The 24,393-nt window shown below is 46.3% G+C and carries 21 protein-coding genes; all 21 read right to left on the minus strand.

The genetic code is table 11. The features are described from left to right. Positions 1-29: 29 nt before the first annotated feature. Positions 30-965: a glycosyltransferase family 2 protein gene (locus HBA55_RS26145; protein WP_166997522.1), complete on the minus strand. Its 936-nt coding sequence runs from the start codon at positions 963-965 to the stop codon at positions 30-32. 946 nt (positions 966-1,911) lie between these two features. Continuing rightward, entirely contained in the window at positions 1,912-2,157 is a 246-nt protein-coding gene (locus tag HBA55_RS26150; RefSeq protein ID WP_166997524.1) for an acyl carrier protein, read from the minus strand. Positions 2,158-2,165: 8 nt separating this feature from the next. Continuing rightward, positions 2,166-2,933 (minus strand): sulfotransferase family protein, encoded by a 768-nt coding sequence (locus tag HBA55_RS26155; RefSeq protein WP_166997526.1) that lies wholly within the window; start codon positions 2,931-2,933, stop codon positions 2,166-2,168. A gap of 7 nt (positions 2,934-2,940) precedes the next feature. After that, positions 2,941-3,939 (minus strand): glycosyltransferase, encoded by a 999-nt coding sequence (locus HBA55_RS26160; RefSeq protein ID WP_206019978.1) that lies wholly within the window; start codon positions 3,937-3,939, stop codon positions 2,941-2,943. Then, positions 3,939-5,696, minus strand: a complete 1,758-nt coding sequence (locus HBA55_RS26165; RefSeq protein WP_166997530.1) for an arsenate reductase/protein-tyrosine-phosphatase family protein — start codon at positions 5,694-5,696, stop codon at positions 3,939-3,941. Before HBA55_RS26165 ends, HBA55_RS26160 begins: the two co-directional genes overlap by 1 nt. A 67-nt stretch (positions 5,697-5,763) precedes the next feature. Next, positions 5,764-7,266, minus strand: a complete 1,503-nt coding sequence (locus HBA55_RS26170) for a lipopolysaccharide biosynthesis protein (protein WP_166997532.1) — start codon at positions 7,264-7,266, stop codon at positions 5,764-5,766. Between the two features lie 32 nt (positions 7,267-7,298). After that, a complete protein-coding gene (locus tag HBA55_RS26175; RefSeq protein ID WP_166997534.1) occupies positions 7,299-8,039 on the minus strand; it encodes a hypothetical protein in 741 nt (246 codons plus the stop codon). 2 nt (positions 8,040-8,041) lie between these two features. Beyond that, positions 8,042-9,058 (minus strand): acyltransferase family protein, encoded by a 1,017-nt coding sequence (locus HBA55_RS26180; protein ID WP_166997536.1) that lies wholly within the window; start codon positions 9,056-9,058, stop codon positions 8,042-8,044. 4 nt (positions 9,059-9,062) lie between these two features. Then, entirely contained in the window at positions 9,063-9,827 is a 765-nt protein-coding gene (locus HBA55_RS26185; RefSeq protein WP_166997538.1) for a sulfotransferase family protein, read from the minus strand. Positions 9,828-9,834: 7 nt separating this feature from the next. Next, positions 9,835-10,677 carry a sulfotransferase domain-containing protein gene (locus HBA55_RS26190; protein WP_166997540.1) on the minus strand — a complete coding sequence of 281 codons (843 nt, stop codon included), beginning with the start codon at positions 10,675-10,677 and terminating at the stop codon, positions 9,835-9,837. A gap of 12 nt (positions 10,678-10,689) precedes the next feature. Then, complete coding sequence (locus HBA55_RS26195; protein ID WP_166997542.1) at positions 10,690-11,613, minus strand: hypothetical protein; 924 nt, start codon at positions 11,611-11,613, stop codon at positions 10,690-10,692. A 45-nt stretch (positions 11,614-11,658) separates the two neighbouring features. Then, the gene (locus HBA55_RS26200) at positions 11,659-12,600 is read right to left on the minus strand and encodes a polysaccharide deacetylase family protein (protein ID WP_166997544.1); all 942 of its coding nucleotides are present in this window, start codon (positions 12,598-12,600) and stop codon (positions 11,659-11,661) included. Continuing rightward, the gene (locus HBA55_RS26205) at positions 12,593-13,918 is read right to left on the minus strand and encodes a putative O-glycosylation ligase, exosortase A system-associated (protein WP_166997546.1); all 1,326 of its coding nucleotides are present in this window, start codon (positions 13,916-13,918) and stop codon (positions 12,593-12,595) included. Before HBA55_RS26205 ends, HBA55_RS26200 begins: the two co-directional genes overlap by 8 nt. A gap of 29 nt (positions 13,919-13,947) precedes the next feature. Beyond that, complete coding sequence (locus tag HBA55_RS26210; RefSeq protein ID WP_166997548.1) at positions 13,948-14,964, minus strand: NAD-dependent epimerase/dehydratase family protein; 1,017 nt, start codon at positions 14,962-14,964, stop codon at positions 13,948-13,950. 22 nt (positions 14,965-14,986) lie between these two features. Beyond that, positions 14,987-16,201, minus strand: a complete 1,215-nt coding sequence (locus HBA55_RS26215) for a glycosyltransferase (RefSeq protein ID WP_206019979.1) — start codon at positions 16,199-16,201, stop codon at positions 14,987-14,989. Further along, on the minus strand, positions 16,198-17,364 hold the full coding sequence (locus HBA55_RS26220; protein WP_166997550.1) for a glycosyltransferase family 4 protein: 1,167 nt from the start codon (positions 17,362-17,364) through the stop codon (positions 16,198-16,200). Before HBA55_RS26220 ends, HBA55_RS26215 begins: the two co-directional genes overlap by 4 nt. Before the next feature lie 12 nt (positions 17,365-17,376). Beyond that, the gene (locus HBA55_RS26225; RefSeq protein WP_166997553.1) at positions 17,377-19,299 is read right to left on the minus strand and encodes an XrtA/PEP-CTERM system amidotransferase; all 1,923 of its coding nucleotides are present in this window, start codon (positions 19,297-19,299) and stop codon (positions 17,377-17,379) included. Positions 19,300-19,319: 20 nt separating this feature from the next. Further along, complete coding sequence (locus HBA55_RS26230) at positions 19,320-20,504, minus strand: TIGR03088 family PEP-CTERM/XrtA system glycosyltransferase (RefSeq protein WP_166997555.1); 1,185 nt, start codon at positions 20,502-20,504, stop codon at positions 19,320-19,322. Continuing rightward, entirely contained in the window at positions 20,501-22,096 is a 1,596-nt protein-coding gene (gene xrtA, locus HBA55_RS26235; protein WP_166997557.1) for an exosortase A, read from the minus strand. The genes HBA55_RS26230 and xrtA overlap by 4 nt, the downstream gene beginning before the upstream one ends. 35 nt (positions 22,097-22,131) lie before the next feature. Then, positions 22,132-23,364 carry a TIGR03087 family PEP-CTERM/XrtA system glycosyltransferase gene (locus HBA55_RS26240; RefSeq protein ID WP_166997559.1) on the minus strand — a complete coding sequence of 411 codons (1,233 nt, stop codon included), beginning with the start codon at positions 23,362-23,364 and terminating at the stop codon, positions 22,132-22,134. Continuing rightward, the gene (locus tag HBA55_RS26245; RefSeq protein ID WP_166997561.1) at positions 23,364-24,392 is read right to left on the minus strand and encodes a FemAB family XrtA/PEP-CTERM system-associated protein; all 1,029 of its coding nucleotides are present in this window, start codon (positions 24,390-24,392) and stop codon (positions 23,364-23,366) included. The genes HBA55_RS26240 and HBA55_RS26245 overlap by 1 nt, the downstream gene beginning before the upstream one ends. Position 24,393 lies beyond the last annotated feature (1 nt).

Below are 24,393 nucleotides of genomic sequence, written 5' to 3' on the forward strand. Positions count from 1 at the left end.
AGATTTACATTCTCATTTACTGCTATTAGCTATTTGGCCATATCCGAATAAATTTTCTTCATCAGCGAGCTGAGCTCAAATTTATTACCCTTGGGCAGTGATGTAAAATATGTACTACAAAGCTCATATTCTTTGGAGGCAAAACATCTATCAAAATAATCTTTTTTCCATTCGGATAGTGCGTTCTTCGTCTTCTCCATATAACGCGATGGTATTTGTTCGTTATCAACTAGCATTTCCAAAATCTCAATTCTGTGCAGATAGTTCTTTAGAGCATTGGAGGACATATTTGAGCCATGCTTCCTGATATTGACAGTCACTTTTTTGTCACAAACCACCCTACCATATATCGCCAGACGCCTCGCAAAGTGCGCATCCTCAGATTGCCGCCTACCAACCCTGAGATCCATCCCCCCTATTTCATCATATGCCTTCCTGGAAAAAGCCATGGCGGAAGCGTAGCCCGGCTGAAATTCTAAAAACGCCAAATAACAGTGTTCATTCATGAGGTACAAGTCCTTTGATTCCGACTCCAGGTATCTCTCCCAATAGCCGGCGGGGGCGGCCTGGTGCCGTTCGTAGCCGGTCAAACCCTTGTCATCAAAATCCACGAAATTGGAAACCACAAAATTTACATTGTCAAAGGACTCTATTGCACTGCTCACACGTTTAAGATGATCGGGGAGCCATATATCATCACTATCCAAAAGCGCCAACCAGTCTGAACTTGAATTCTGAATTGCATTAAATCTGGTAGCTACAAGCCCTTGATTCTCCTGTTTAAAATACTTGATGCGAGCATCACCAATCTCTTCAATCAAGCCTTGAATATCATCCACCGAACCGTCGTCTTGTACAATAATTTCGACCGGCTGGTGGGATTGTCCCAAAGCAGAATTAATGGCCTCCCTTAGCCAATCAATTTGATTGAAGGTTGGAATAATGACGGAAAAGGTTGTATTCATTCCGATTTCCCTTGAGTTGAGAGACTATTTCTGACCAAGTTCCGCTTGACTTCCGTGTACAGGCTCTCCAACTCCCCAAGGAGATGGCTATCAAACGCAAAACCGGAATAGTCCGTAGTTTCCCGTTTGACCGTTGAGAATTTCAAATTCCCAGAAAGGTCACCCGTGTTTCCCACCCCCGTGAGCTTCTGTGTCTTGAAATTGGGCTCTAGGGGTTCATCCAAATCTAGGAAGTTCGTTATATCTGACAAGCACTGATCCGTTTCTTCACGAAGGGATTCTGCGTTGTAATATAGAAATTCATTAAGGTTCACTGAAAAGTCATTGAGGTACTTTAGTCTCCGAGAATAGTATTCAGAAGCTCCTCTGACCGTGCAGAATTCATGAGACGGATCTACCTGTTCATACAGTTTTATGATACTTGGTATAGTGGTATTGGGCTTTCGAAGCGTCAGAATAACTTTACACTTTGAATTGTTCAGCAAGCTTGAGCTGACAAAATGACCATTATGTAACACTTTATCGAACATGTACTTAGCCCCTCCGGATATTTTATGTTGAGAGGCATAGCGCAATCTCTGTCGCACAAAGCTTTTCCAGCTATAGTAGCCAATGTGCATTTCAAAATACCCTTCAATTTGGGGATTGCTCGCCAAAATATGTCCTATTAAGCTTGTATTTGCTCTCATATGACTAAGCAGCAAAATGGGCTTCAACGGCTTTAACACCCTTGGTTGACGAACAATCGTTTTGAAATGTTTGACTATCTCCAACGCTCAACCCGTCCAGCATGAAGTATGTTGATGAAAGAAAGCTCTGATGAGTAATCTACATCACCGCTGAGCCAATCCACGCCCCGCTACACCTGCCAATGTTTAAGCTACATGCGATCCCATTTTCGCCCCAGGCCTTATGCTCTCCAAACTGATGTATATATCAATATCTCTCACATTTTGGATTCTATAAATTTAGCCAAGCTACCCACCGTTTCGAATATCTCAGCTTCGAGTTCCTCATCAAATATTTCGCAATCAAGCCGCTCTTCAAGAGTAGTGACTATGGCAACAATCGTCAGGGAATTAAACTCCGGCATCGCTCCCATCAAAGGAGTCTCGGGTACGAAACTGTCTGCCCTGTCTCCCTGTTCGAGACAGACTTTCACTACGTCTTTTGCTATTGCTAAGGCGTTCATTCTATTGCCTATGGTACTTTGTGGGTTGCATGGAATGACAAGAATTCGATCGTTTTTTCGTATTCTTCTGTCGCTCGGCCAATCAGATCATCCGTTAGTTCAATTTCAGTGTAATCCGTCTTTTTTGTTTCAATTTTTCCTAAACTCAGCTTTCCAGAAAGATCGCCAGCGTCATTTTTGCCACTAAAATGGAAGTTACTGAATCGCGACGACAACGGACTTGATAGATCCAACCAACGAGTCATACTTTCCAGTAGTGCATCGGTGTCACTGCGAAGCTGATCGGCATTGTAATAAAAGTATTCATTCGCTGTCGCAGCTATAGCCCGCAATGATTCGAGCCGAGTGCAGTAATATTCACCAACTGTGGCAACATCACAATACTCGTGACCCGGCCTCTCTCTTCTAAACTGGCTTACTGCACTTTTGATCGTTTGAACAGGCTCACGAACAGTAAACATGATCTTAGCCCCTCTTTGATTCAGCAGATCCATATTGACATGATAATAGTCGTGCAAAACTTTATCGAAGATGTAAAGCGCATCAGACTTTATGGGGTGATGCCTGTAAAATAAGAGCTTCTGCCGAACAAAGCTCTTCCAACTGTAATATCCGTTGTGCATTTCATAATATCCGGAAATCTCATCATGAGAGCCCAATATGTGCCCACAAAGACTGGTATTGGCTCGCATGTGGCCGAATAAGAACAATGGGCGGTGATGCCGAAAAACAGCTGGCTTTGTCACAGCTGTATATAAATGATCTAATAGCTCCATCTGCCTGTTACTCAAATATTGCACGCAGCGTCAAGTAAGTCGACTTCGCCAGCCAGGGGAGGGTCGGCAAAATTGCAAACCCCTGCCAAGCATAACGAGCCGCCAGTTTATAACGTTTTTCAGATTCTAGTAACTGCGCCAAGTGCTTTAGTTGATAGCCTTTACCCCTGGAGCAAAACTCCCTGATTTCAGAGGATTTGGCGGTTAGGGCGCCCTTTTCATAGACCGACAACTGATAGATTCGTTTCCTATATTGAGGAAGCTTCGTCGATACGTTCTCAGATTTCTGCAAATCCGGCACCCGGTGATATGAGACCACGGCTGGGTTCAATAGAATGTGCTCAGCCACATCAATCCCCCTGAGATAGGCGTCCCGATCCTCTTCGTAGCCAAGGTTTTCATCTATTCCCCCAATACTTGTGTAAAAGTCTCTCCTAAATATTGTACAGTTTAAATGAGGAAAACCTCGACTTGTTAGTAAGAAAGGAGGCTGAACAACCCTCGTGCCTTCACTATCAATAGCTACTGGCAGCCGCGCCGTGAGATCATTAATCCATGGATTTGGTAAGATCTGAGTCCCCTGGACGTCAAAGGCCTCTTGATTGGTCAAAAAAAGATCAACCTCACCCTCGTAGTTCTGTATTGACCGTTTCGCTCTGGACAGGTGTCCATGATCGCTCCAGTAGTCATCATCGTCGAGAAAACACAGGTAGCGACCACTAGCTTGGGCTGCACCATAATTCCTGGAGTAGCCAGGTCCATGGCCGTTGGCACGATGAACCAAGTAGTGGAACTGCGCATTCTCGTACTTTTTTTCCAATTTCCGATATTCGGCCAAAGTCTCATTAGTGGCCCCATCATTCACCACGATGATCTCCGTGTCCGAACAGTCTTGGCCTATGGCCGACTCCAAAGCCTCACAGAAAAGTGATACGCGATTTCGAGTCGGAATGATAATCGAGAAAAAAGGTACTCGGGAGACATCATTTCTATAGCTTTTAGTCACTATAATGGTCCAATTGGAGAGTCTTTTTGGTAAGTCAGCGTCTTACCTGCTATAGCTTTGACGCAAGATTTTACACGGTTATAACACAGAATATAGTCCTGCTTCGATTGCCCATATGGATCTGATATCTCTATGTCTGCCGATTTATGACAATCCCCACCTCCCAACAGAAACGTATAGCCACGAGCCCACGGCTGATCCCTGATTATTTCCTCATAATGGGATTGTTCCATTACGAATATCAGATCTGCTTGGGCGATACCCTCTTTCGTCAGTACTGATGATTTGAATTTCTGAGTGGATAGCCCATCGCCTTGCGCGATCTCGCACATAGTCGAATCGATACTTCTACCTCCTGGGGAGTGAAAACCAAAAGACAACTGGGAAATTTCTGAACCCCTAGGTAATGCGCGGTCGAAAAGCAAACCCGCAATCGCACTTCTATTTATATTGCCATAACATACAAAGACAATATTCTTGGCTCTCGACAGAGCAGCCTCCACCTCCCCAGTGCGCCATCGCCTGAGCTGCCAACTAAGCCTTCTTCGCGTAGACAACAACGCACGCAGCCTTTCCACATACGAAACGAAAATGTCTATCACTTCTCTGATACCCGGCAGAGGATCGGTGTAACGCTGAACATCAAAGCGATGTCGGCGTGAAAAGATCAGGCGGAGGCTATCGTATAAATCATTCTTGGTCGGTAGGACATCTAGCGCTTTAGGGGCAGCCTTTCTGAGCACAAGTTCATGCCAGTGAATGTCACTGGTCAAACGCCGTCCAAAGACACCTGTAGAATAATTTTGGGGGAAATCGGTTTCGCCATTTACCCAATAGCGATATAGCATTAAAGGGAAATTGGCGCCAGAGGCCTCAGCCAGTGGAAGGGAGCCCCAAAATCGACCATTTACCTCCATAAAGTGCGCGCTTCCGGAGTTTCGATCTAGCTTATACTCCACCATTGCCACCCCATCCCATGACAGTCTGTCAATCAGCTTGGCAGTCTGTTGATAAAGTAATGGATCGAGATCTACACTCTTTCTTAGACTACTTCCCCCGCCAGTCAGTGGTACCTCATGAACACGTTCATGTTGAAAAGCGTAGAGAATACGCCCTTTGTCCGCCAACACCTCAACCCCGACACCAGTACCTTGCACATATTCCTGGAGAATGACTTCGCCATACTTCAACGCAGCGCCACTCAAGTTATGGAGATCAGCTGGAGAAAAAGCGTACTCGACCTTCAATTGGGAACGGTGATCAAAGGCTGCTCCCATTGAGCGCCCCGGTTTGACTACTACGGGAAATGAGAGTTTGTTCTCTATTGGCTCCAATTGGTTGATATTGGTGATCGAGTGATGCCTCGGCACCTCCATCCCAAGTTCTTGAGCGATGGTAAAAGTGACCTGCTTATCAAGTACGCTAGAGAGAGCTTCGCTCTTAGCCATCGCGATTGGAAAGGGAGAAAACTGCTCTCTCGAATCATGAATAAGATTTAGAGTTCTTTCTGTAACCGGTATAATCAAGTCATAAGCGTGTTGCTTTAAGTGACTAAGTAGCCAAAGCACAAAGCATTCCGGACTTGCCAAAGGGTTAGGATATTGCCATGAAAAGTGGCAATATTTAGACCGTGAGGCTATGGATTTGTCGATGTGAGATCCAACTTCTACTTCAGACACCTGTCCTGCAAATGACCGCACAATAGAGAGAGCGGATACCATGTCGCCATCTAAGACAAGAACTTTGCCGTTTGTCACCCCAATCTTCTCCTTCTACATTTAAGATGTGCTCTATTGCAGCATCGAATCATATGGCAACGGTGTTCTAACTCCGAGCTCGAAATCGTGCACGTAGCTTCTCGAATCTTTCCTGGACCACTTCCAGACAGAAGAACTCTATTGATTTTGGTCTGCCTACCAGTATCCAAAGTATCAATAGCAACCCAACATATACTGTTCCACCGACCATCACTGCGCCCGCCAGCATCAGAATTAAATTGAGCTCCGGCAATAGATTTTGCGCCAAATCTATATAGTATCGCACGGTTACCGCCATAATCAGCGATGCAAGTAGTGGCCTGGATACTACCTGAAAAAAATCATATACCGATAGAGATAGTCGCTTTGAGACCGGAAAAAACACAAGAGGTAAAACCACGAATGAGGTAATCGCGTAAGCCCAAACCACACCCTCAATGCCATTTAAAGGTAAAAGATACAGGCTCAAAGGCACAAATATCAAAAGCTTGATTGCCGTCAGGCGAGCCAACTTTGATATCGCACCTATGGCTACGTAGATGCCATATACCTCAGATAATGCAGTTAATCCTGCGGCAAAAGCTAGAACTTCCATTAACGGAATAGTCTCACTCCAAGCATCTCCTAGAGCTAGCGGAACAAGTAAATGAGTTATTGAATATAGTCCAAATGAAGCTGGAAGAACGATGGCCACAATGCCGGAAAATGTGCCAAGAAAGCTCTGTTTTAACTTCATGAGGTTGTTGCTCAACTTCGCGTAGCCAGGAAAAGCTGCCCTATTAATCGGCACAACAATGGCGGTGGTGGCGGCAGAACAGATATCTTTTGTAACAGTAAGGTGCCCCAGGGCAGCGGTCGGCAGAAATCTCCCAACGATAAATTGAGGTGCACTATTGTAAGCGAAGTTCAATAAATTATTTGCGAACATCCATAATGAAAAAGAGGTCAACTCACGATAACTCGCAAGGCTTAGTCTTGGCCGATAGTGATGCATATAATAGCTTAATGCGACAGTGTAAAAATTAGTCAATACAGAGCCAATGACCAGGGCCCAATAGCTCCTGAGGATTACTGCAGATAATACCGTCACCGTAAAGCTGACTAATTTACGACTGACCATGAAGGTGAAGTCCTTATTGAACCTCATCTCCTTTCTAAACGCTATAATTCCTATATTTTCAAAACCCGTAACTGCCATGCCAATGGCTAAGAATCTGAGAACCTCTGCCAGACGGGGTTCATTAAAAAATGATGCCGCTGAATCGGCAACAAGAGCCAACATGCTCGCGGCGAGCAATGCCATGATGATCTTGAATGTCCATGCTGTATCGTATAAGTTTCTGCCTGCATTTTGATTCTGGATTAATGCAGCGTCCACTCCAATGGCTCGAAACACATCAATAAAGCCTACGACCACCATGCCAATCGCGATAATCCCAAAGTCAGCGGGGATCAGCAGCCTGGCTAGTATTATGGTGGAAAATACACTGATAAATTTTTCAACAAAACGAAAGAGTACAGTCCAATAGGATCCCTTAGCTATTTGCTGATTAACGCTAACATCGGTCATTCCGCTTTTTCTTTGCCTCAGCAACTTTAGATTTACTGATTATTTTTATTTTTTAACAGTTTCGCCAAGCCGTCCAAAGGATAATTTAGCGACTTTGCGCGGCTCGCATAGGATGAGGCCAGCTCGTAGTTACCTAATTTATAGGCTGCTAATCCAGCAAAATACACGTTCTCTGCCACCTTTCCTTTTGCGAACTCATCAGCCTGTTGGAAATATTCTAGCGCCGATTGAAACTCACCACTGCTGTATGCAAGCATACCTCGAGTAGCGGCAATACGGTGGTGGTGAGGATGAAAGACAGCAATGCTATCCAGCACCTCAGAAGCTCCACCATATTTCCCAAGCTCCGAGAGCGCTATCGCCAGAGAACTAACCATTTCAACCGTCCACCAGTGGCTGGGATCCATCTTGCTGAAACTGTATTGTATATCCCGAATCGCTTTTTCCATTAGACTGCGCTTTTTCTCAAGCTCGGGTGTACTCTTTGCGCGCAGTATTCTGATTGCTCCCCCGCAGTAGTGCCACCCGCCCACCAGGGCGATTACGTGCATGTCTTCTTCGGGTAAATTTACTGCATACCCCCGGCGCACTGCCGGATCCTCAACTCGAGAACTCAAAGCGGCCCTGCACATTGGAGTCGATGCCATGTACTCCATAGAAGTTGGAGTAAACTTGTATGCATGCGCGGAAATTGTAATGCTTGACAGAAGTATCATTAGCACTGCATGTAGTTTTTGAGCTTTGACGGCTTTAAGACATATCCAGGTATGCATAATTAGACCCCAAGCACGGTTCTGCTCCTGCTTCCAAGGAGCAGTCTACCTAGTGATAGAATTTGGACACAGGCCACACTGACCAGTGCAACCAACAATATATATATCCAGAGTTCACCTGGAAAATGACTGGGAAGCCCTATTACCGGCAAACCCAATTTCAGGGCTGCAAGTACATAACCATGTATAAAGAAAATCCCAAAACTCAGATCGCCAAGCTTTCGAAAACTGCTCCTGACCTGCTGGTCGAATTTGAATAATGAAACCAGCAATACGGGTATAAATAGTATTTTGAACAAAAAGATGAAGTGTACTTGCTCTCGAAAATAAATGATGTTCATCGAGAAGCATAAAATTGATGCCCCCCAGAAAAATACAACTGACTTTCGAAAGAAATCCATGAACTCATCATGAAACTTACCAACCACCATTCCAAGCCAATACACTGAAAACAAGTAAAGCGCTTTTGATGGAACCGACGCGAACAACGGATCACCTATCATTGCCTGTAATCCACTTCTGCCTAATAAAGCCGAAAGCAGCAGAAATACGGGCAACAATAAATACACTTTTGGCCTTTTATCCAACCATAACAATACTGGCGCCAGCAAATAGAATAAGCTAATCGTTGGTACAAACCAAAATGGCGCCAAATGCTTGCCGGTAATAAGGAAAGCTAATGCTTGCTGCCACTTCTGGTATTCATAAAGGTACTCAGGTACATCTTGACGAATTAAGTAGATCGATGCGTACAAGGCAGGGATAGAGAGAATCAGGTAAGGTAAGATGACGTTTTTGAGTTTGTTAATATAGTATTTCTTCAATGTCACCTTTGCGGACAGATGCTGAAACAATAGTCCTGCGATAAAAAAGAACCAAATTGAAGACTGGTTAAACAAGGTGTCAAATAGCTTGTATTCAATAGCAGATGCATCCCAATCTAACGAGTGAATACAATGCGCACCAACAATACCAACAATAGCAAGACCGCGAAAGCTATGTACGTGAGATAAAAACATGGTCTTATACTCTTTGCTCTGCTGTGACGCAAACTGAATCCTTGGGACTCACTACTCTATAATCCTTATCGTATCCGAATGTATCGAAATCCGGCTTAAAACGAGTATAGATTTGATCGGATACCTCAGGGCTCAAATATTCCGCCAACTTCCCCCTACGTGACCTATTTTCCTGTGGTAGAGCAACATCCGAGAGACCAATTGCGCTCAATATGTCGCGCAGCTCGTCATCCATATCCATTTCCATGTATAGCAACCTATTTACCACCAAATTGTCCTTGTGACTGATAGCTTCGGTTTGCAATTGAGTAATATGAACCCAATCATGAAGAGAACTGGGCTGAGGAAGCTTCTTCAGCACTTCTCCGATGGACAAGTGCTGGAGTGACTTTAGATACTTCCAGGAAGAAATGAATTTATCATAGGGGTTACGAACTATTGCAAACCTGTCACACTCATAGAAGAAGTCCGGATACTTAGACGCGATAAAATCGAGGGGCCTAAAAGGTACTCCAGCTCTCGATCTCAAGCGATAGAGCAACGTTGATGCACTATTTAGTTCGTAAACATTGTTTTCCTGCTTTATTGGTGTTTTTCCGTACGGGAAAAGTGCCTCCCTCACGCAAATCACACGATTGTTTGGGTCTTCCAATTCAGCAAGAGAAGTTCTGGGGTGAACATAGTAAATAGCGCCTCTCTCCTTCAGAACACTCTCCAAGGATGTTCCGGCACATTTCGCCTTTTTTATCCAGATAATTTTCTTATTCATGAATCACCTAGAGGTATTCTTTATAGAAAACGCCAAACTGGTTTCGAAGGTTTCTTTGATCTTCACAGAACTGATGTTTTAGCGATGCTCGTACATCTGGCTCAAGTTTGGGGATGGGTTTCGTTATAAGGCGCTTTGCCGCATTTTTGACAGATTCCGGCAAGAGATCACTTGCAGCATTTGCAACATTGGAGCGGATGAGAAACCTTCCCATAGCCCCATAGTCTCGACTCGAATTTTCGTGCCTGTTCTCCTGCAATTTTTGCTCCGGAACACCGATAAATTGCTCGCAAACATTCACGCTATGGCTCTGATCCCTGATGAAGTCCTCAAACTTAAGAATCAAGAAGCTTTCTTTTGGGTTGTATTTGACGAACGAACAGAGCTGTTCAAAATAAAGACTGGTTTCAATATAGAGCGGATCTCTACGAATGGCATCAAGAAAATCCAATGTCTCATATCCAAACTTTCTGTTATGCCAGTAATTGGAGTACATTCGGCTCACTGGGTCTCTTATCAGATAGATGTATTTGGCTTCTGGATGATCTTCAGAGATTTTCGAGGCAACCTCCTTAAGCCTTTGGCGACCCGGCTTGAATTGCAATGACGCATCAGTGAGTGGTTGCATGGAATAGGTTGTCGAAGCATCCACGCAGACACGCTCGGGGTATTCAAACTTCGAAAGATACCAATCTTTACCACGCTCAAAGTTAACTGAGTAGAAATTCGGTTCTTTGGGTTCTGAAACGCAGACATTATCATTCTGACCAAGCAAAGCGGCTAACGTCGTTGTTCCGGCTTTTTGAGCGCCAAGAACAAACACCATGTTGTCCATCACATCTTTTTTCATTAATTAAATCTGCTATATTTCTTCAAGATCAACATTCTTCAACGACTTAATCAGCCTTTTGGATAATTTCAAATACAAGTCACGATCGAAACGGTTCGAGCCAATAAAGTGACACAGTCTGGAACTGGAATACTCTTCACTCTGATCCCCCTTATAAAAGGGATAATGTTCAAATGGAAGTACGTAGGCGTTATCCATTGATGCAATTAGGTAATTTGAAGCCACTTGCTCGCCACCCCATTCACCCCATTTCTGTGCACCGATATGAGATTCCATTTCGCGACTATAGTCCACTAATTGTTGCATGCGTACGCCATTCTTGGCAAAACCCGTAAATGCGGCGCACCCTCTGACGTATAATCGATTCGCAGCATTTTCAAACTGGCCCATGGCCTGCTCTGCTTTAACTTGGACATGGCTTTGCGTCCAACCTTTGACGACTTCAGCCAATTCCGTCATAGATACAACCTTGGCGGTGGGATTTGCCACCAATGTAAACGACCTCCCTTTTTTGACACAATCTATAACATCCACAGGTTCGTTCAGCGTCAATGTGTCCGCATCCAATTGGATTACATAGCTGTCGTCCAGATGATTGACAATAGTGGTCAGCCTTTCCCAACACCCTCCCTTGGGCAATCGTTCATCACGGACCTCATCAATAGGGAGAATCGAGACTTCCGGTACGCAACTACGAAGCACCTGACATCCTTTCTCAGAAATATGATCAGATACTACGATAATTCTTTTGGGAGACAGGAAACGACAGAATGAGGCTAGTGCCAGCAAATACATATTAATGTCGGCTTCTTGTAGCTGAGTTACCAAACTGAAGGTGGAGCTTCGATCGAGTTTGACATTCGCACATTGCCTGACAGCACGGGTCAACAGATTGAAACGCTTTGTCTTCAGTTGTTTGCGAGCATTGTAGAACATGGTTCCCCCTACCTTCGATCTTCTACACAGTCAATTGCTATAGTCTTATTGGGCATTGTGAGTATTCTTCAATAGTCGATACAGAAATTTTGATGGATGTTTATCCCATGGCGTAAATCTCGGCAATCTGAACATATCAGTGGTGGACGACGCCGCTCCCCAGTTTGTAGCTACGGCACCGGTAAAGCCCGAGGATCGGACGATATCTACATGTGTGTTATCAAAGTCTTCGGTATAGCGTCCGTTTGGATAGGCGAAGAAGTCAACAGGCTTTTGCAGTAGTTCTTCCAGAATCTGTTTGCTGCCCACAATTTCTTTTTTGGCATCGGTCTGCTGTAGTGTATTTAAAATTGGATGACTCATTGTGTGTGCCCCAACCTCGATATTGAATTCGTCAAGCTGTTGAAGTTGTTTCCGTGACATCATCAATTGCTTATTACAAGGAACTGCGAACTCCTCGACGATCTCAACTACCTGCGTCCGTTCCTTTGTAGGTAGGTGTTTGATTTTTTTGATCAAGTGCTTGGCTGCCAGATGCCTGCTATTCGGGGAAGACATGTCTAGGACACCTAACGAAGCATTTCTGAGATCCCAGGAATCATTCTTACTTGAACGAACCGCCTCAAGAATACGATCATTCCACATAATCCCGTCGCCAATAAAATCGGTGGCAACGAAAATGGTTGCCGGGATTCCCATTCGCTGCAAAATTGGTACCGCGTGAGTCAGGTTGTCGAGATACCCATCGTCAAACGTAATACACGCTGCGTTGGTTGGCAGTCTATTCTCCTGAAGAAGCTCCATCGCTCGCGACAGACTTAGCGGGACAAAATGCTCGCGAATCACCCGCATTTGCCTCTCGAACTGCGATATCGTGGGCTCATCTGGATGCAAATAGTCCCATTGTTCAAAGACCTGGTGGTATATGAGTATGGAAAGGCTAGAACCACCGGTACCTATGACTTTCTTAATAATACTATTAATCATGACACTGTTTCATCATCCGCTGGCCACCGAACTGTTTGGGGTGTTTGGGCAGCATTTCGGTCTTGTGGGAAGTGGGCAATGCGCGTTCAATTAGTACGCGCATAATCACCGCAATAGCAACCAAATGCCAGGGAAGGTCAAAATAAGAAAGGCTTAAAAATGCACCTCCACTGAAATATGCCACCAGACTCACCTTGATCATTCTCGCCAACATGGGCAGTTCCAGCTTGACTCGATCATCCAGTTGGGTCTCCGCACTCCTTCGTATAACAAACGTCAGGCTCGACCATGTCAATTTGAGTATCAATATAAAGAGTATAAATCCTATCCAGCCGTGATCCGCAAGGACACTGAAGTATATACTGTGCGCTACGAAAACGCCGATAGCATCCGGGTTGTAAATGTAGTAAGTTGCTTTAGACCAAGAGTTAAACCCCCCCCCCAGAAAACGATCATTTGCCACATTAATACTGTATTCCCAAGCATCGATTCTAGACATCGCGGAAGGGTCATTTTCGTAGTCCGCTATGCTATTCATCCTATCGTGCCAGCTTTGCGGCATAAGTATGGCTCCGATACCGAGAACAAAGCCCAGAACGATACCGCTGATCAATTTGGTATTACTTTGCCACCAAAAGTAGGCCGCAACTGCTGCCAGTGCAACTAAGGCCCCTCGCGATTGAGATCCAACGGCGGATGCCAGGCTGAGTACAGTTGCTACAAGCATGAGATGCCGCAGCCATTTCTTTTTCTCAGACCACCACAGATAATACATCAAGGGTATAATCATCAGAGTCGCCAGCCCTAACGCATTGTTCTCCCGGATAAAGCTGCCCTCTGGACCATAAACGCGGAATCCTCCTCCCGTCGTGATGGTAAAAAGCCCTCCTTTGATACTGTAGAAGCCAATAGAAAGCGTAATTACCCATATGAGCCACTTGAGGCGATATTCGCTCGTGATTAGCATCACTGTCAGAAACGTCACGAGCTGAATCTTGACAACCCTTGAGTAGTAATCAAATGCAGCGTCACCGTTAATGGCAAACATAGTTGACAGCGTCATCCAGAACAGAAAGAACACCCAGATAACCACGGTTTTATTCATCGGTAAGGTCTTCTTTTCATTGCTGAAAAGTAGCGCTACGAGTAGAGTCAGAGCAACTATTTGAGCAAAAGGCATTGTATATGCAAACCCCCACGTGAGCCGGTGGGGATTCATATAGCTCAACCATGCCCAAGCAAGGATGCCAATCCAAGGCCGTTTAAGAATAAAGGGCAACACTCCAAAAACAAGTGCTGTCACCAGGATGTCACGCACGGACATTCTCCCAAGGCCATAGAATAGCCCTATACATTTTTGTATTCTCTAAACCAGGTTACGAACTTGGCTATTCCGTCATAGATATCAGTTACAGGTTGATATCCCAGTTCAGCTGTTGTTTCATCGATATTTGCACAGGTCAGCGGTACATCCCCTGCCTGCATGGGGAATTGCAGCTGCTCTGCCTTCTTGCCACACGCCTTCTCAATTGCATCAATAAACACGCAGAGTTCAACCGCATTATTGTTGCCCAGGTTGTACACGCGAAAAGGCGGCAGATCATAGACAAAATCCGGTGAAGAAGCTTTATCTGGAACACTTTTACGCGGTACTTTCTCCGCTGCCAAAAGAATTCCTCCGACAATGTCATCTACATAAGTAAAGTCACGTTTCATCTTGCCGTGGTTAAAGACTTTGATTGGCCTGCCCGCCAGTATCGCGTCTGTAAACAGCCATGGAGCCATATCCGGGCGCCCTGCCGGTCCATATACAGTGAAAAATCTCAGTCCAGTCATTGGTATCTGATAGAGATGCGAATAAGAATGAGCCATCAGCTCATTTGAGCGTTTGGTGGCCGCATATAAAGACACTGGTTTGTCAGCCCTCTCCGATATAGAAAATGGTGCTGTTGCATCACTTCCGTAGACAGAGCTTGAAGAGGCAAAAACCAGATGTTCTATGTCTGCATGGCGACAGCCTTCCAGAACGGTCATCATCCCTACAAGATTACTATCCAAATAGCTGTAGGGCGAATCGATGGAATAACGAACGCCGGCCTGTGCTGCCAAATGTATGACGACTTTGATTTCAGTATTTCTAAACAAATCCGCCATTTTATCGCGATCAGCTATATCCAGCTTGACAAACTGAAAGCTCGAATAAGCTCTGAGCTTATCGAGACGATACTGCTTTAGAGAACTGTCGTAGTATTCATTTAGATTGTCGATCCCCAAGACCGTTTTGCCCTGTTGCAGGAGTCGCTCCGCTGTAGCCATACCTATAAAGCCGGCTACACCAGTTACGAGGTATTCGACACTTTTCATTTTTGCTACCTGATCCTAAGGATTAAACTTGTTTGCAGGCCTGCGAATCACTGCCGACCTTAGTGTTCGAAATGCGTTGGAATATCGAAAGCAGGCCTTTTACGGTTTCATCCCAGGAGTAACCCAGTGCATACTCTCTCACCAAGTCTCTATTTGGCGGGTTTCCTTGCATTGCCGATAACGCATTTACAATTTCAGTCGGGGTTCGATGAGGCAATAGAATGCCTTTCGACTCCTTCTGAACTACCTCCGGTGTGCCTCCGGTAGGAGCCGCGACAACGGGGCAACCACAAGCCATCGCTTCCAACAGTACGTTTGCCCAGCCTTCGTAACTGGAGGCCAGCACCATATAATCCGCTGCGGAATAGAGTTCCACCAACGCTTCCTGGTTAACCTCGCCCAGCATTCGGACTCGATCTTCCAATCCAAGATCCGCGATTTGGTTTTTGAGCTCTTGTTCCAGCTCACCTTTTCCTGCGATCAACAATTGGGCTTCAGGAATCTTGGACACTGCATCAATGACCAGCTCATGCCCTTTGCGACGGATCAGTCCACCAACGCTGACTACCGTAAGCGCTGTCATACTCCATTTTTTTCGAAGTTCTTCCCGACCTAAGGGCGTAAAAAAATTGACATCCACTCCATTTCTCATGACATGGATATCGGTTTTGATGGGACCCAGTCCTGCCAACTGATCCTTCAGCATTTGGCAAACCGTAATATTGGCATCCGCTGCATTGGCCGCCCAGAGGATAAGTTTTCTTGGGAGCCAGGATTGACCCAGCAAGTTAACATCACTGCCGCGAGCTGTTAGGGTTAGCGGTTTACCCAGCAATTTAGCAAACATGGCCACCGCAACGCCGTCGGGGTAGAAATAGTGGCCATCTACAATGTCATAAGTATGCTTTGGTATCTTTCTTGCCACCCACAAAATAGAAAGCAACATAAAAAACGGTGTCAGCCAAACACCAACTTTAGGAATAACCAGATAACGAGGATGCTCCAGTTCGATACCTTGCCTGACTTCCCGCTTGGGCACTCGGCTGTAGGCTCGGTATTTTTTCGAGACAAAAGGTAATTTCGCCAATAACTTTGGAAACCAAGGGACAGGAGCGATTACCCTGGCAGACACCTCGCCGGACTCAATGAGTTTACGCAGTCGGGCTTCCACAAAAATACCGTGTTGAGGCTGTTCTTGATTGGGATACAGACTGCTGACAACCAGTAGATTAATCATTCGCAAACAGACTCCTTGGTTTGGGTTGTCAACATCAGCTCGACAATCTTGTCTGCATTTGTCCGCCAATAAAGCTGTCGATCTTCGATTAGCATTGCTGCACCGGCACCCAGTTTGCTCCTCAGTTCATCGGACAAGCAAAGTGCCTCCAGCTTATTCGAAAAGTCTTCGTTATTCTTTGGATCAAATAACAGTCCGTTTTGTTCGCTGTCTAGAATTTCTCTGATATTTTCTGTATCGGGTGCCAATACCGGCTTACTCAGTGCAAGGTACTCAAACAGTTTGAGTGGGGAAGCGTATGCAACCACATCCGGTTGCAATGCGATATCGAAACTGCTCATGTAGCTGGAGACATTCTCTCTGTCCACAACACCAGTAGTAATCAGTTTATCTTCGATTCCGAGTGTCTGCGCTCTTTGCTTAACATCCTTAAGCGCGGGTCCATCACCAACTACCAACATAACCCAAGGTTTGTCTTCATGCTTCTTAAGCACATCCACAACCCGCTCAAGGCCGTGCCATTCTCTAACGAACCCAACAAACCCCAACACCAGCTTTCCACAAAGGTTCAATTGTCGGCAGATTTCTGCATTTTTTTCTACTTCATAAAAGTTCTTTTTGTTCACCCCATTAGGAATAACCACAATCTTGTTGGCGTCAGCACCGCTGGATTCGATGATTCTGCCTAAGACACCTGTAACTGGCAGGAGAAAGTCAGCGTTTTTCCAGCAATAGGTTTCGGACCACTTCGCCAACCGTGAGAGTGACAATCCGCCGTGTTTGCTTCTCTCGTCCAAGAGAGGGGAATTAACCTCCAACAGCAAAGGGATATCAAACAGCTTTTTGGCCCAGATGCCCGATGGAAAGAACAAGTTGTACCTTTCGTAGATCACATCGGGTCGGTGCTTAAGTACGGCAATGGAGATCTTTAAGAAGTCCCAGAAGCAGTATAGGAATTCCGCGACTTCGTGAAGCGAATCCGGCAACAGCCGGCGAATCCGTTTGACTAATGATGAGCTTTCTCCAAAGCTTTTGGCATCGGTCGACTCCGGTGCGACCACAATGATTTCATGATCGGATTCGGTTAGTGCACTAATGATTTCCTCAATATGCACATATTGGCCATCTTTTGATGCTATACGATGGTGGTAAAGTATCTTCATCTGAGCATCCTGTTAGCCGGCCATGACCGCAGGGCTTTCGGATTCGGTCCTGGTTTCGTTTTCCAGGAATGCTTCAAACATAAATAGGGTCCAAATTGGAGTACTGTGCTCGCCCATCCCCGACAAGTGCTCGTCGACCAGCCTGGTGACGGTATCCATATTGAATAAGTTTGAATCCGCTATGCAGCCATTTAACAGGCGCTGCTTTAGTTCAGCGCGCAGAGGCCCACGGAACCAATTAGCCAGCGGCACACCAAATCCCATTTTTTTGCGATACAGAACATCATGGGGCAAATGATCTTCCATCGATTTCTTGAGGAGATACTTGCCCATTGAGCCATTAAGTTTGAGTTTTGGATCCAGCGTCGCCACCCACTCCACCAACTTGTGATCCAGCAAGGGTACACGGACCTCCAAAGCATGGGCCATACTCGCCCTGTCCACCTTGGTCAGAATATCTCCGGGCAAGTAAGTCTTGATATCAATATATTGAATGGTGCTCAGGGGGTCTGATCTCGAGCATTGGTCAGCGTACTTCTTAAACACTTCAATTGCCTGATAGCCCTGAAGCTCACTCTTTAACGAATCGCTGTAAAGTGAATTTCTCAAATCATCAGACACGACAGAAACGGAATGAAGATAAGCTTCCAAGGAGTGTTTCGCCAATGCCTGAAACGTGGTTTTGGCTCGGAATATTTTTGGCGCCCAGTCCGCCTTGGGGTAGAAGCGCCCCAAGGTCCCAAACAGATTCCTGCGGAGAGGGTAAGGCAAGATACCTCTTAATTTTTCCTCTTTCATGTGCCACGTATGTCTTCGATAACCCGCGAAGTGTTCATCGCCTCCGTCACCGGACAGGGCTACCGTGACATGCTTTTTAGCAAGTTCGCACACTCTGTAGGTGGGAATGGCAGAGCTGTCAGCATAGGGTTCATCGTACAAGGATGCCAGGCGATCCAATAATCCGAAGTCATCACTTTTTACGATTTCTTCGTGGTGGTTTGTTTTATAGCGATCCGCGACTGTTCTCGCGTAGTCAGTTTCGTCAAAACTGCTGACATCGAAACCAATTGCACAGGTATTTACAGGATCGTCTTGCAGACCCGCCATCATCGCAACGACCGAGCTGGAATCAACGCCACCCGACAGAAATGCACCAAGTGGTACTTCCGATACCAATCTGATATCAACTGCCTCGCGAATCCTGTTGACCAGTTCTTCCTGAAGCTGCTGTTCTGTCGCCGTTTCGCTGTGATTGAACTCCAGGTCCCAGTATTGCTGAACCCGTGGTTGTTTACCCCGTTGCAGCGTTAAGGTATGGCCAGGGCTTAGCTTACTGACCGATTTGTAGATAGACCTCGGCTCAGGCACATAACCCAAAGCGAAATACTCTTCAATGGCATAGGGGTCTATGGCTCGCGGCAGCTCATTGATGCACATCAGCGCTTTCAGTTCAGAGGAAAATGCCAGCATGCCGTTTGGCAGCAGACTGTAGTAAAGCGGTTTGATGCCTAATCGGTCCCTGGCAAGAAACAGGGTTTGCTGATTACGGTCCCAAACCGCAAAGGCAAACATACCTCTAAAACGATGTACGCAGGACTCTCCCCACTGCTCCCAGGCATGAACGATAACTTCAGTGTCACAGTGGGTCCGAAATTGATGACCCAATGCCTGCAGCTCTACTGTCAATTCCTGGAAGTTATAAATTTCTCCGTTATAGGTAACGACAACGGTGTGATCTTCGTTAAACAAAGGCTGCTTGCCAGAGGCCACATCAATGATTGACAAGCGCCTGTGACCAAAGCCCAGACCTGGCTCAATATGCAGGTCGCCACCATCCGGCCCACGGTGATACTGGCTCTCATTCATGCGATGAAGCAAATCACGTTCGATATTTCTCATCGAATGTGTATCGCAGATTCCGACTATTCCACACATAGTGTCTTTCAACCCATCGCTTAGTGAATTTCTTTTAGATACTTGTCTTGAGCACGGCCTTGCAAGAGAGCATCGTATTGACTGCGGTAATCTTGCACGCAACGGCTCCAACTAAAGCGTTCTTCTATGAACTTCCTTGCATTGACTCCAAGACGATTCCGTTCTTCAGCAGAATTCATCAATTGCTGTAAGATTTTGGTGAGCGATTCCAAATCCCGACTCTGGAAGGTTTTCCCCCGCACATCATCATCAATCAATTCAGGATTGCCCCCGACCAATGATGCGACGACGGCTTTCCCGGAGGCCATACTTTCCAAGAGTGTGTTCGAGAGTCCTTCAGCCAGAGAGGGCAACACAAAAATGTCCATTTGCTGCAGCAGCTCCGGGACATCACTGCGATCACCCGCAAACCACACCAAATCACCTATTCCAAGCTGTTCAGCCTGGGCCTGAAGCACCTGCTTCTCCGGACCATCGCCGATTATCCAGAGCTTAAGGTGATCACGATTGTGGGACGATAGAGATACCAATTTGGCAACGGCATCGATAAGGAGGTTTTGTGCTTTGACAGGGTCCAACCTGCCTACCGTACCGACGATAATCGGTGGTTGTTCAGGCATTGAGCTCTCAGTATTGACCGAGGTCTCTCTTGGCATGAACTTTGTGAGATCGACGCCATTGTATATCTGCGTGAGTTTTTGCCTTGGAATTCCGACATCTTGCTGTAGCCACTGCTCCATATCCTTGCTGACAGTAATAAATCGATCTACCCAAAGGCTGCTCACTTTACGCAGTGCATTGTATTTCCAGTTTTGCCCATTCAAGTCGCCGATATCACGTCCGTGCTCACCGTGAATCCGTTTGATACTCCCAATGCCCAGAGTCACCAACTGCATTTCCAGCGCGGCAATATTTCGGCTGTGTATAATTGCCGGTTTCCAGCGCTTGAGGATACGTCTCAGCTCTAACATCATCGGAAAATCGAAACCGTCGCCCTTGTTAAGGGCAACAATTTCAATATCATCTCGCTTGATTCGCTCAGAAAACGCAGGGTTGCAATAACCCAGGCAGATTATCTTGTGGCGATAGGCGTCTGGTTCCATATGATTGATAATGTTAACCAAGCCATTTTCCAATCCGCCCGTGTCGAGGGAATAAATGATATGGACCACAAGGGGTGGCGCAAAAGAAGCGCTAGCCATCATTGTTGGCGCTCCTCAACTTGCCGTTCATAAATCTCCTCCAACTGGGATTCGATAGACGGTAAACTCGACGCCATCCACTGCTTGAGCTCGAATTCCAGGCTTGCTGGTGCGGTAAAAAGAATCCGGGCACCATCGTCACGCTGACTCAGCAATTTTGAGAAAATTCCTAACAGTTTGGCTTCGTACACGTCTACCGTGTAGCTATCGGCAATACGGTAAACCCCGAGCACCACCCATTCCTGATTGCCCCTCACCAGCCGGGTTCTCTCAACATCAATTGTCGAGCTTCCCTTTTTAATGGTACTGCTTCCTCTGTGAATTTGTACCCAGGCCTTGTTATCCTTCAGCATCACGAGGTGCTTATTAACGACTTCTCGACCCTGCTCTTGAGTGTGTAGATATTCGATAAAAACTTCGAAGGGTCCTTCATCTCCAACGCTGCCATTGTCAAAATATGCAGCCCTGATGCTGGTTGTTGCGCCTTTCAGGCGCGAATCCCAGACTGCCTGATGATCCCTGATTTGCTTCCATTGATGTGGCACCTCTGGAGCCTGCAGGGTTACCTCTAAATCGGGCTTGATATCTTTTTCTAAGGAACTGAACCATACAGGCCAGACTAGAGCGACAACCGCCAATAGTGCTAACTTTTGAACAGAGGACCAGAAGAAGGTCTTTGCTGGAGAAATCACCTCAAACTCGACCGAAGCTTCTTTCTGGTCCTTACCGGGTGATGCAATTTCATCATCACGAAAATAGGAACCGATCCAGAACATAATGGCCATAACAAATCCAAAGAAAACCCATCCGTAAAGCAAGTGATCTACTCCAGTGGCCAATTTCATATCGCTGAGATGGCCAATCATCACGATGCCATAGGCACGAAGATTATTCGCTACGATCGGTACCAGGATTGATAACAGGATAAAGTAGAATCGCTTGGAGACCGTAGAATAATTCAGGTAGGCATAAACCGAGCCCAAGGTCACAGATGCGATAAGATAACGAAATCCGCTACAGGCCTCCACAACAGACCAGTTGCCCGTAGGCAGCATCAGATACATCCCTTCACGATAGACCGGAATTCCCGTAAGCTGGATCAACCAAACCGTGGTGGATGCCGTAAGTTCCATCAGTGGACCAACCAGCACTTCCCCGGCTGGCACCATAAAAAACAGGAACCCTAGAGGAAATACGATTCTGCGTGCAATCTGATTTCCGAGTACACCCCATGTCAAGAAAGCTGATACAGCAACAAATGCAAATTGCTGAACGACCAGAATATCAACGAGGGCTGCTGACAGCCAGGCAAGCCCCGCGAACAAAATGGGAATCAAGGGGAACAGAGATGGTTCAGTACGAAGTCGAGACAGCTCGTGTTTTCTTTCCCAGATCATCCACACAGCCAGTGGCAAAACGACAAAGCAGTGAGAAAACGTACCGGATCGAATCCAGATGCTAGCCATAGATTCAGCAGTTGAGAAATAAGCAAGAATCAGTGCTGACTGAACGCAACTAAGCAGCGCCAACGAGCGAAACCACTGTTGCCGCTCCATTTGCAATTCTTTTCCTACGATCAATTCCACTCTCTTCATTTCAACTATCCATCGCCAACACTTCAATACAACGTTTATGTCGCCAACAATTTCCCTATTTTTGGCAGGCTCGCTTCCCAACTGTAGCTTCGAACCACCTTTTCTCGGGCAATGAAGCCCATGTTGGAGCCCCGGTCGGAAAGCAGCATGGGCACAAATTCGAGATAATCTTCAACAGTGTCCGCAAGAATAACCTCCTCTCCAACTTCAACATCGAGCCCCTCAAGGCCCAAACTGCTAACCATCACCGGTCTGGCCATCGCCATAGCTTCCAGCACCTTGTTCTGTATTCCCCGAGCAATTCGCATAGGCGCCACCGCGATATCAGCGTGCCGAATGTAGGGTCTGATGTCTTCCACCCCTCCTGTGACTACCACACCCTCCCTTTCAGCAAGCTTTTTGACTTTAGGGGTGGGATTGCGCCCGACAATATAGAACACCAAGTCATGTTGTTCACGCAGCTTCGGCAATACGCTCTCCGCAAACCAGGTAACGGCATCAACGTTGGGCCAGTAATCCATCGCCCCTGTAAACAAAAGAACCGGTTTACCCTGCGGGTAAGGATTACAATTCACTTTCCCCGGATCGAAAAAGTGAAAATCAACGCCATTGCAGTAATGCGCAATTTTATCCTGGTAGGTTTCCGGCACCATTTTGCGAAAAGCAGCTGCCTCAGTGGGTGACACAAACAGGCATTGGTCAAATTCTTCGAGAACTTCTTTTTCGAACGCCAAAAGTTTGTTCGCTTCACGACGATAAAGCCAGCTCATTGGCCAGGGTTTCTGTTGTGAGTACTGTCGCCACTTGTCAGAGTCGATATCGACACAATCCATTACGCTGTAATGAATTTCTCCATCAGTACTGGATGTAGAATTCGACAGGTGGCGATGAAGCAAGAATTGCCCCATGACAGAGGAAAAGATAACCGCTCGATCAATAGAATTTGCAGCAATGGTCTGATCCACCCAATTCTGCATTTCTCTACTTTCGTAGAACGGCAGGCTCAGAGCTTGCCCTGTCAGCAGTCCCTTTAGACTTTTTATTTTTGCCTGCAGACCTGGCAAGCCGATAAGTTTGCAACTTGCACACAGAGCCTCTACCTCTGGGCGGTATTCCCAATCGGCATTATCATCGACGAAAGCGCCCAGATGCACTTGATAGTGATCGCAAAGATAGCGCAGCAAATGATAGGAGCGAATCTTGTCGCCTTTGTTGGGTGGATAAGGTATCCGATGACAAAGAAACAGCAGATGAGGCTTGGAGTTCATTATCCCAGGCTCCGAGCCAACAGCGGGCCAAAGCAATTAGCCGCGGCAAGAGGAAGCCGTTTCCAGGCTTCGATAAACAATTGGTACTTGGGGTTGGCAGGATTAACCTCTGGAATTTCTTTTGACTTGACCAGGTAATATTCGTAGTAGAGCGGCTCAGGCTTAAAGCCCCAGTTTTTCTTGAAGCTGTAGGAACCGGTGCCAACCTTGCTGCGCCCATAGTCGAAGACGCGAACCCCTTCCTCTCCAGCTCTGCGCATCAATTCATAGTACATAAAACCATGCGCATACAGACCTCTTGACGCGGCTGTACTACCGGCATAATAAGGCAAGACCTGATCTTTAAAATAGAAACTTAATACGCCGGCGACATCTTTTGCTTCGTGGGTAATCATCAGAGAACGGCAATCATCCCCGAATACTTCCCGCAACACTTTGAAGTACTTTTTGGGAAAAACCGGTGTACCCAGATTACGCACGCTCTCCGAGTAGACACGGTAAATCCGGTCACAATCCCATCCCTGCTCACCTTGAAGCCCCGCTTTAATGCCTTTGCGAACGACTGCGCGCTGTTTGTTCGGAATAGCCAGCAAGTTGGCTTCCGCGTCTTCGACAATTTCTTTGCGAAAGGTTACGTACAGTTCTTTGGTGGGCCAGTTCCACCCCGATGGCCTGCAGTTGCGCATTTCCAGGCTATCCACTTCCAGGCTGTCAGCCAACTCGCAAGCGGTTTCTCTCAGAAGTTCAGCGGCGCCGGATGAATCCGCAACAATACCACCGTAAACCGCAAATGGCAGTGATGTGAGCGAATTGCCGAACAACAGGCTTTTTATGTGTCCGAGGGGTAGTATTCCGACCACCTGCCCATTCTGCTCAGCATAGAAAAAGTGCGCATCGTGACCGTAGGCTTTCTCCAAGACGGTTTTCCATCCCGCCTTGTGAAAAAAGGTAGCTTGTGCAGAACTTAGAACATAGTCATCCCAGCGTTTAAAATCCGAGGAAGTTAACTCCTTTACCACCAAAGACATA

Origin of the sequence: Pseudomaricurvus alkylphenolicus (assembly GCF_011683955.1) — a bacterium.
Lineage (GTDB): Bacteria > Pseudomonadota > Gammaproteobacteria > Pseudomonadales > Cellvibrionaceae > Pseudomaricurvus > Pseudomaricurvus alkylphenolicus.

Excerpts from the sequence above, each read along its gene's own strand:
- HBA55_RS26225 (WP_166997553.1), bottom strand. The coding sequence starts at position 19,299 with ATGTGTGGAATAGTCGGAATCTGCGATACACATTCGATGAGAAATATC.
- HBA55_RS26195 (WP_166997542.1), bottom strand. The coding sequence starts at position 11,613 with ATGTTCTACAATGCTCGCAAACAACTGAAGACAAAGCGTTTCAATCTG.
- HBA55_RS26245 (WP_166997561.1), bottom strand. The coding sequence starts at position 24,392 with ATGTCTTTGGTGGTAAAGGAGTTAACTTCCTCGGATTTTAAACGCTGG.
- HBA55_RS26145 (WP_166997522.1), bottom strand. The coding sequence starts at position 965 with ATGAATACAACCTTTTCCGTCATTATTCCAACCTTCAATCAAATTGAT.
- HBA55_RS26220 (WP_166997550.1), bottom strand. The coding sequence starts at position 17,364 with ATGAAGATACTTTACCACCATCGTATAGCATCAAAAGATGGCCAATAT.
- HBA55_RS26230 (WP_166997555.1), bottom strand. The coding sequence starts at position 20,504 with ATGATGGCTAGCGCTTCTTTTGCGCCACCCCTTGTGGTCCATATCATT.
- HBA55_RS26240 (WP_166997559.1), bottom strand. The coding sequence starts at position 23,364 with ATGAACTCCAAGCCTCATCTGCTGTTTCTTTGTCATCGGATACCTTAT.
- HBA55_RS26150 (WP_166997524.1), bottom strand. The coding sequence starts at position 2,157 with ATGAACGCCTTAGCAATAGCAAAAGACGTAGTGAAAGTCTGTCTCGAA.
- HBA55_RS26175 (WP_166997534.1), bottom strand. The coding sequence starts at position 8,039 with ATGCATACCTGGATATGTCTTAAAGCCGTCAAAGCTCAAAAACTACAT.
- HBA55_RS26155 (WP_166997526.1), bottom strand. The coding sequence starts at position 2,933 with ATGGAGCTATTAGATCATTTATATACAGCTGTGACAAAGCCAGCTGTT.
- HBA55_RS26180 (WP_166997536.1), bottom strand. The coding sequence starts at position 9,058 with ATGTTTTTATCTCACGTACATAGCTTTCGCGGTCTTGCTATTGTTGGT.
- HBA55_RS26190 (WP_166997540.1), bottom strand. The coding sequence starts at position 10,677 with ATGAAAAAAGATGTGATGGACAACATGGTGTTTGTTCTTGGCGCTCAA.
- HBA55_RS26170 (WP_166997532.1), bottom strand. The coding sequence starts at position 7,266 with ATGACCGATGTTAGCGTTAATCAGCAAATAGCTAAGGGATCCTATTGG.
- HBA55_RS26215 (WP_206019979.1), bottom strand. The coding sequence starts at position 16,201 with ATGATTAATCTACTGGTTGTCAGCAGTCTGTATCCCAATCAAGAACAG.
- HBA55_RS26185 (WP_166997538.1), bottom strand. The coding sequence starts at position 9,827 with ATGAATAAGAAAATTATCTGGATAAAAAAGGCGAAATGTGCCGGAACA.
- HBA55_RS26200 (WP_166997544.1), bottom strand. The coding sequence starts at position 12,600 with ATGATTAATAGTATTATTAAGAAAGTCATAGGTACCGGTGGTTCTAGC.
- xrtA (WP_166997557.1), bottom strand. The coding sequence starts at position 22,096 with ATGAAGAGAGTGGAATTGATCGTAGGAAAAGAATTGCAAATGGAGCGG.
- HBA55_RS26210 (WP_166997548.1), bottom strand. The coding sequence starts at position 14,964 with ATGAAAAGTGTCGAATACCTCGTAACTGGTGTAGCCGGCTTTATAGGT.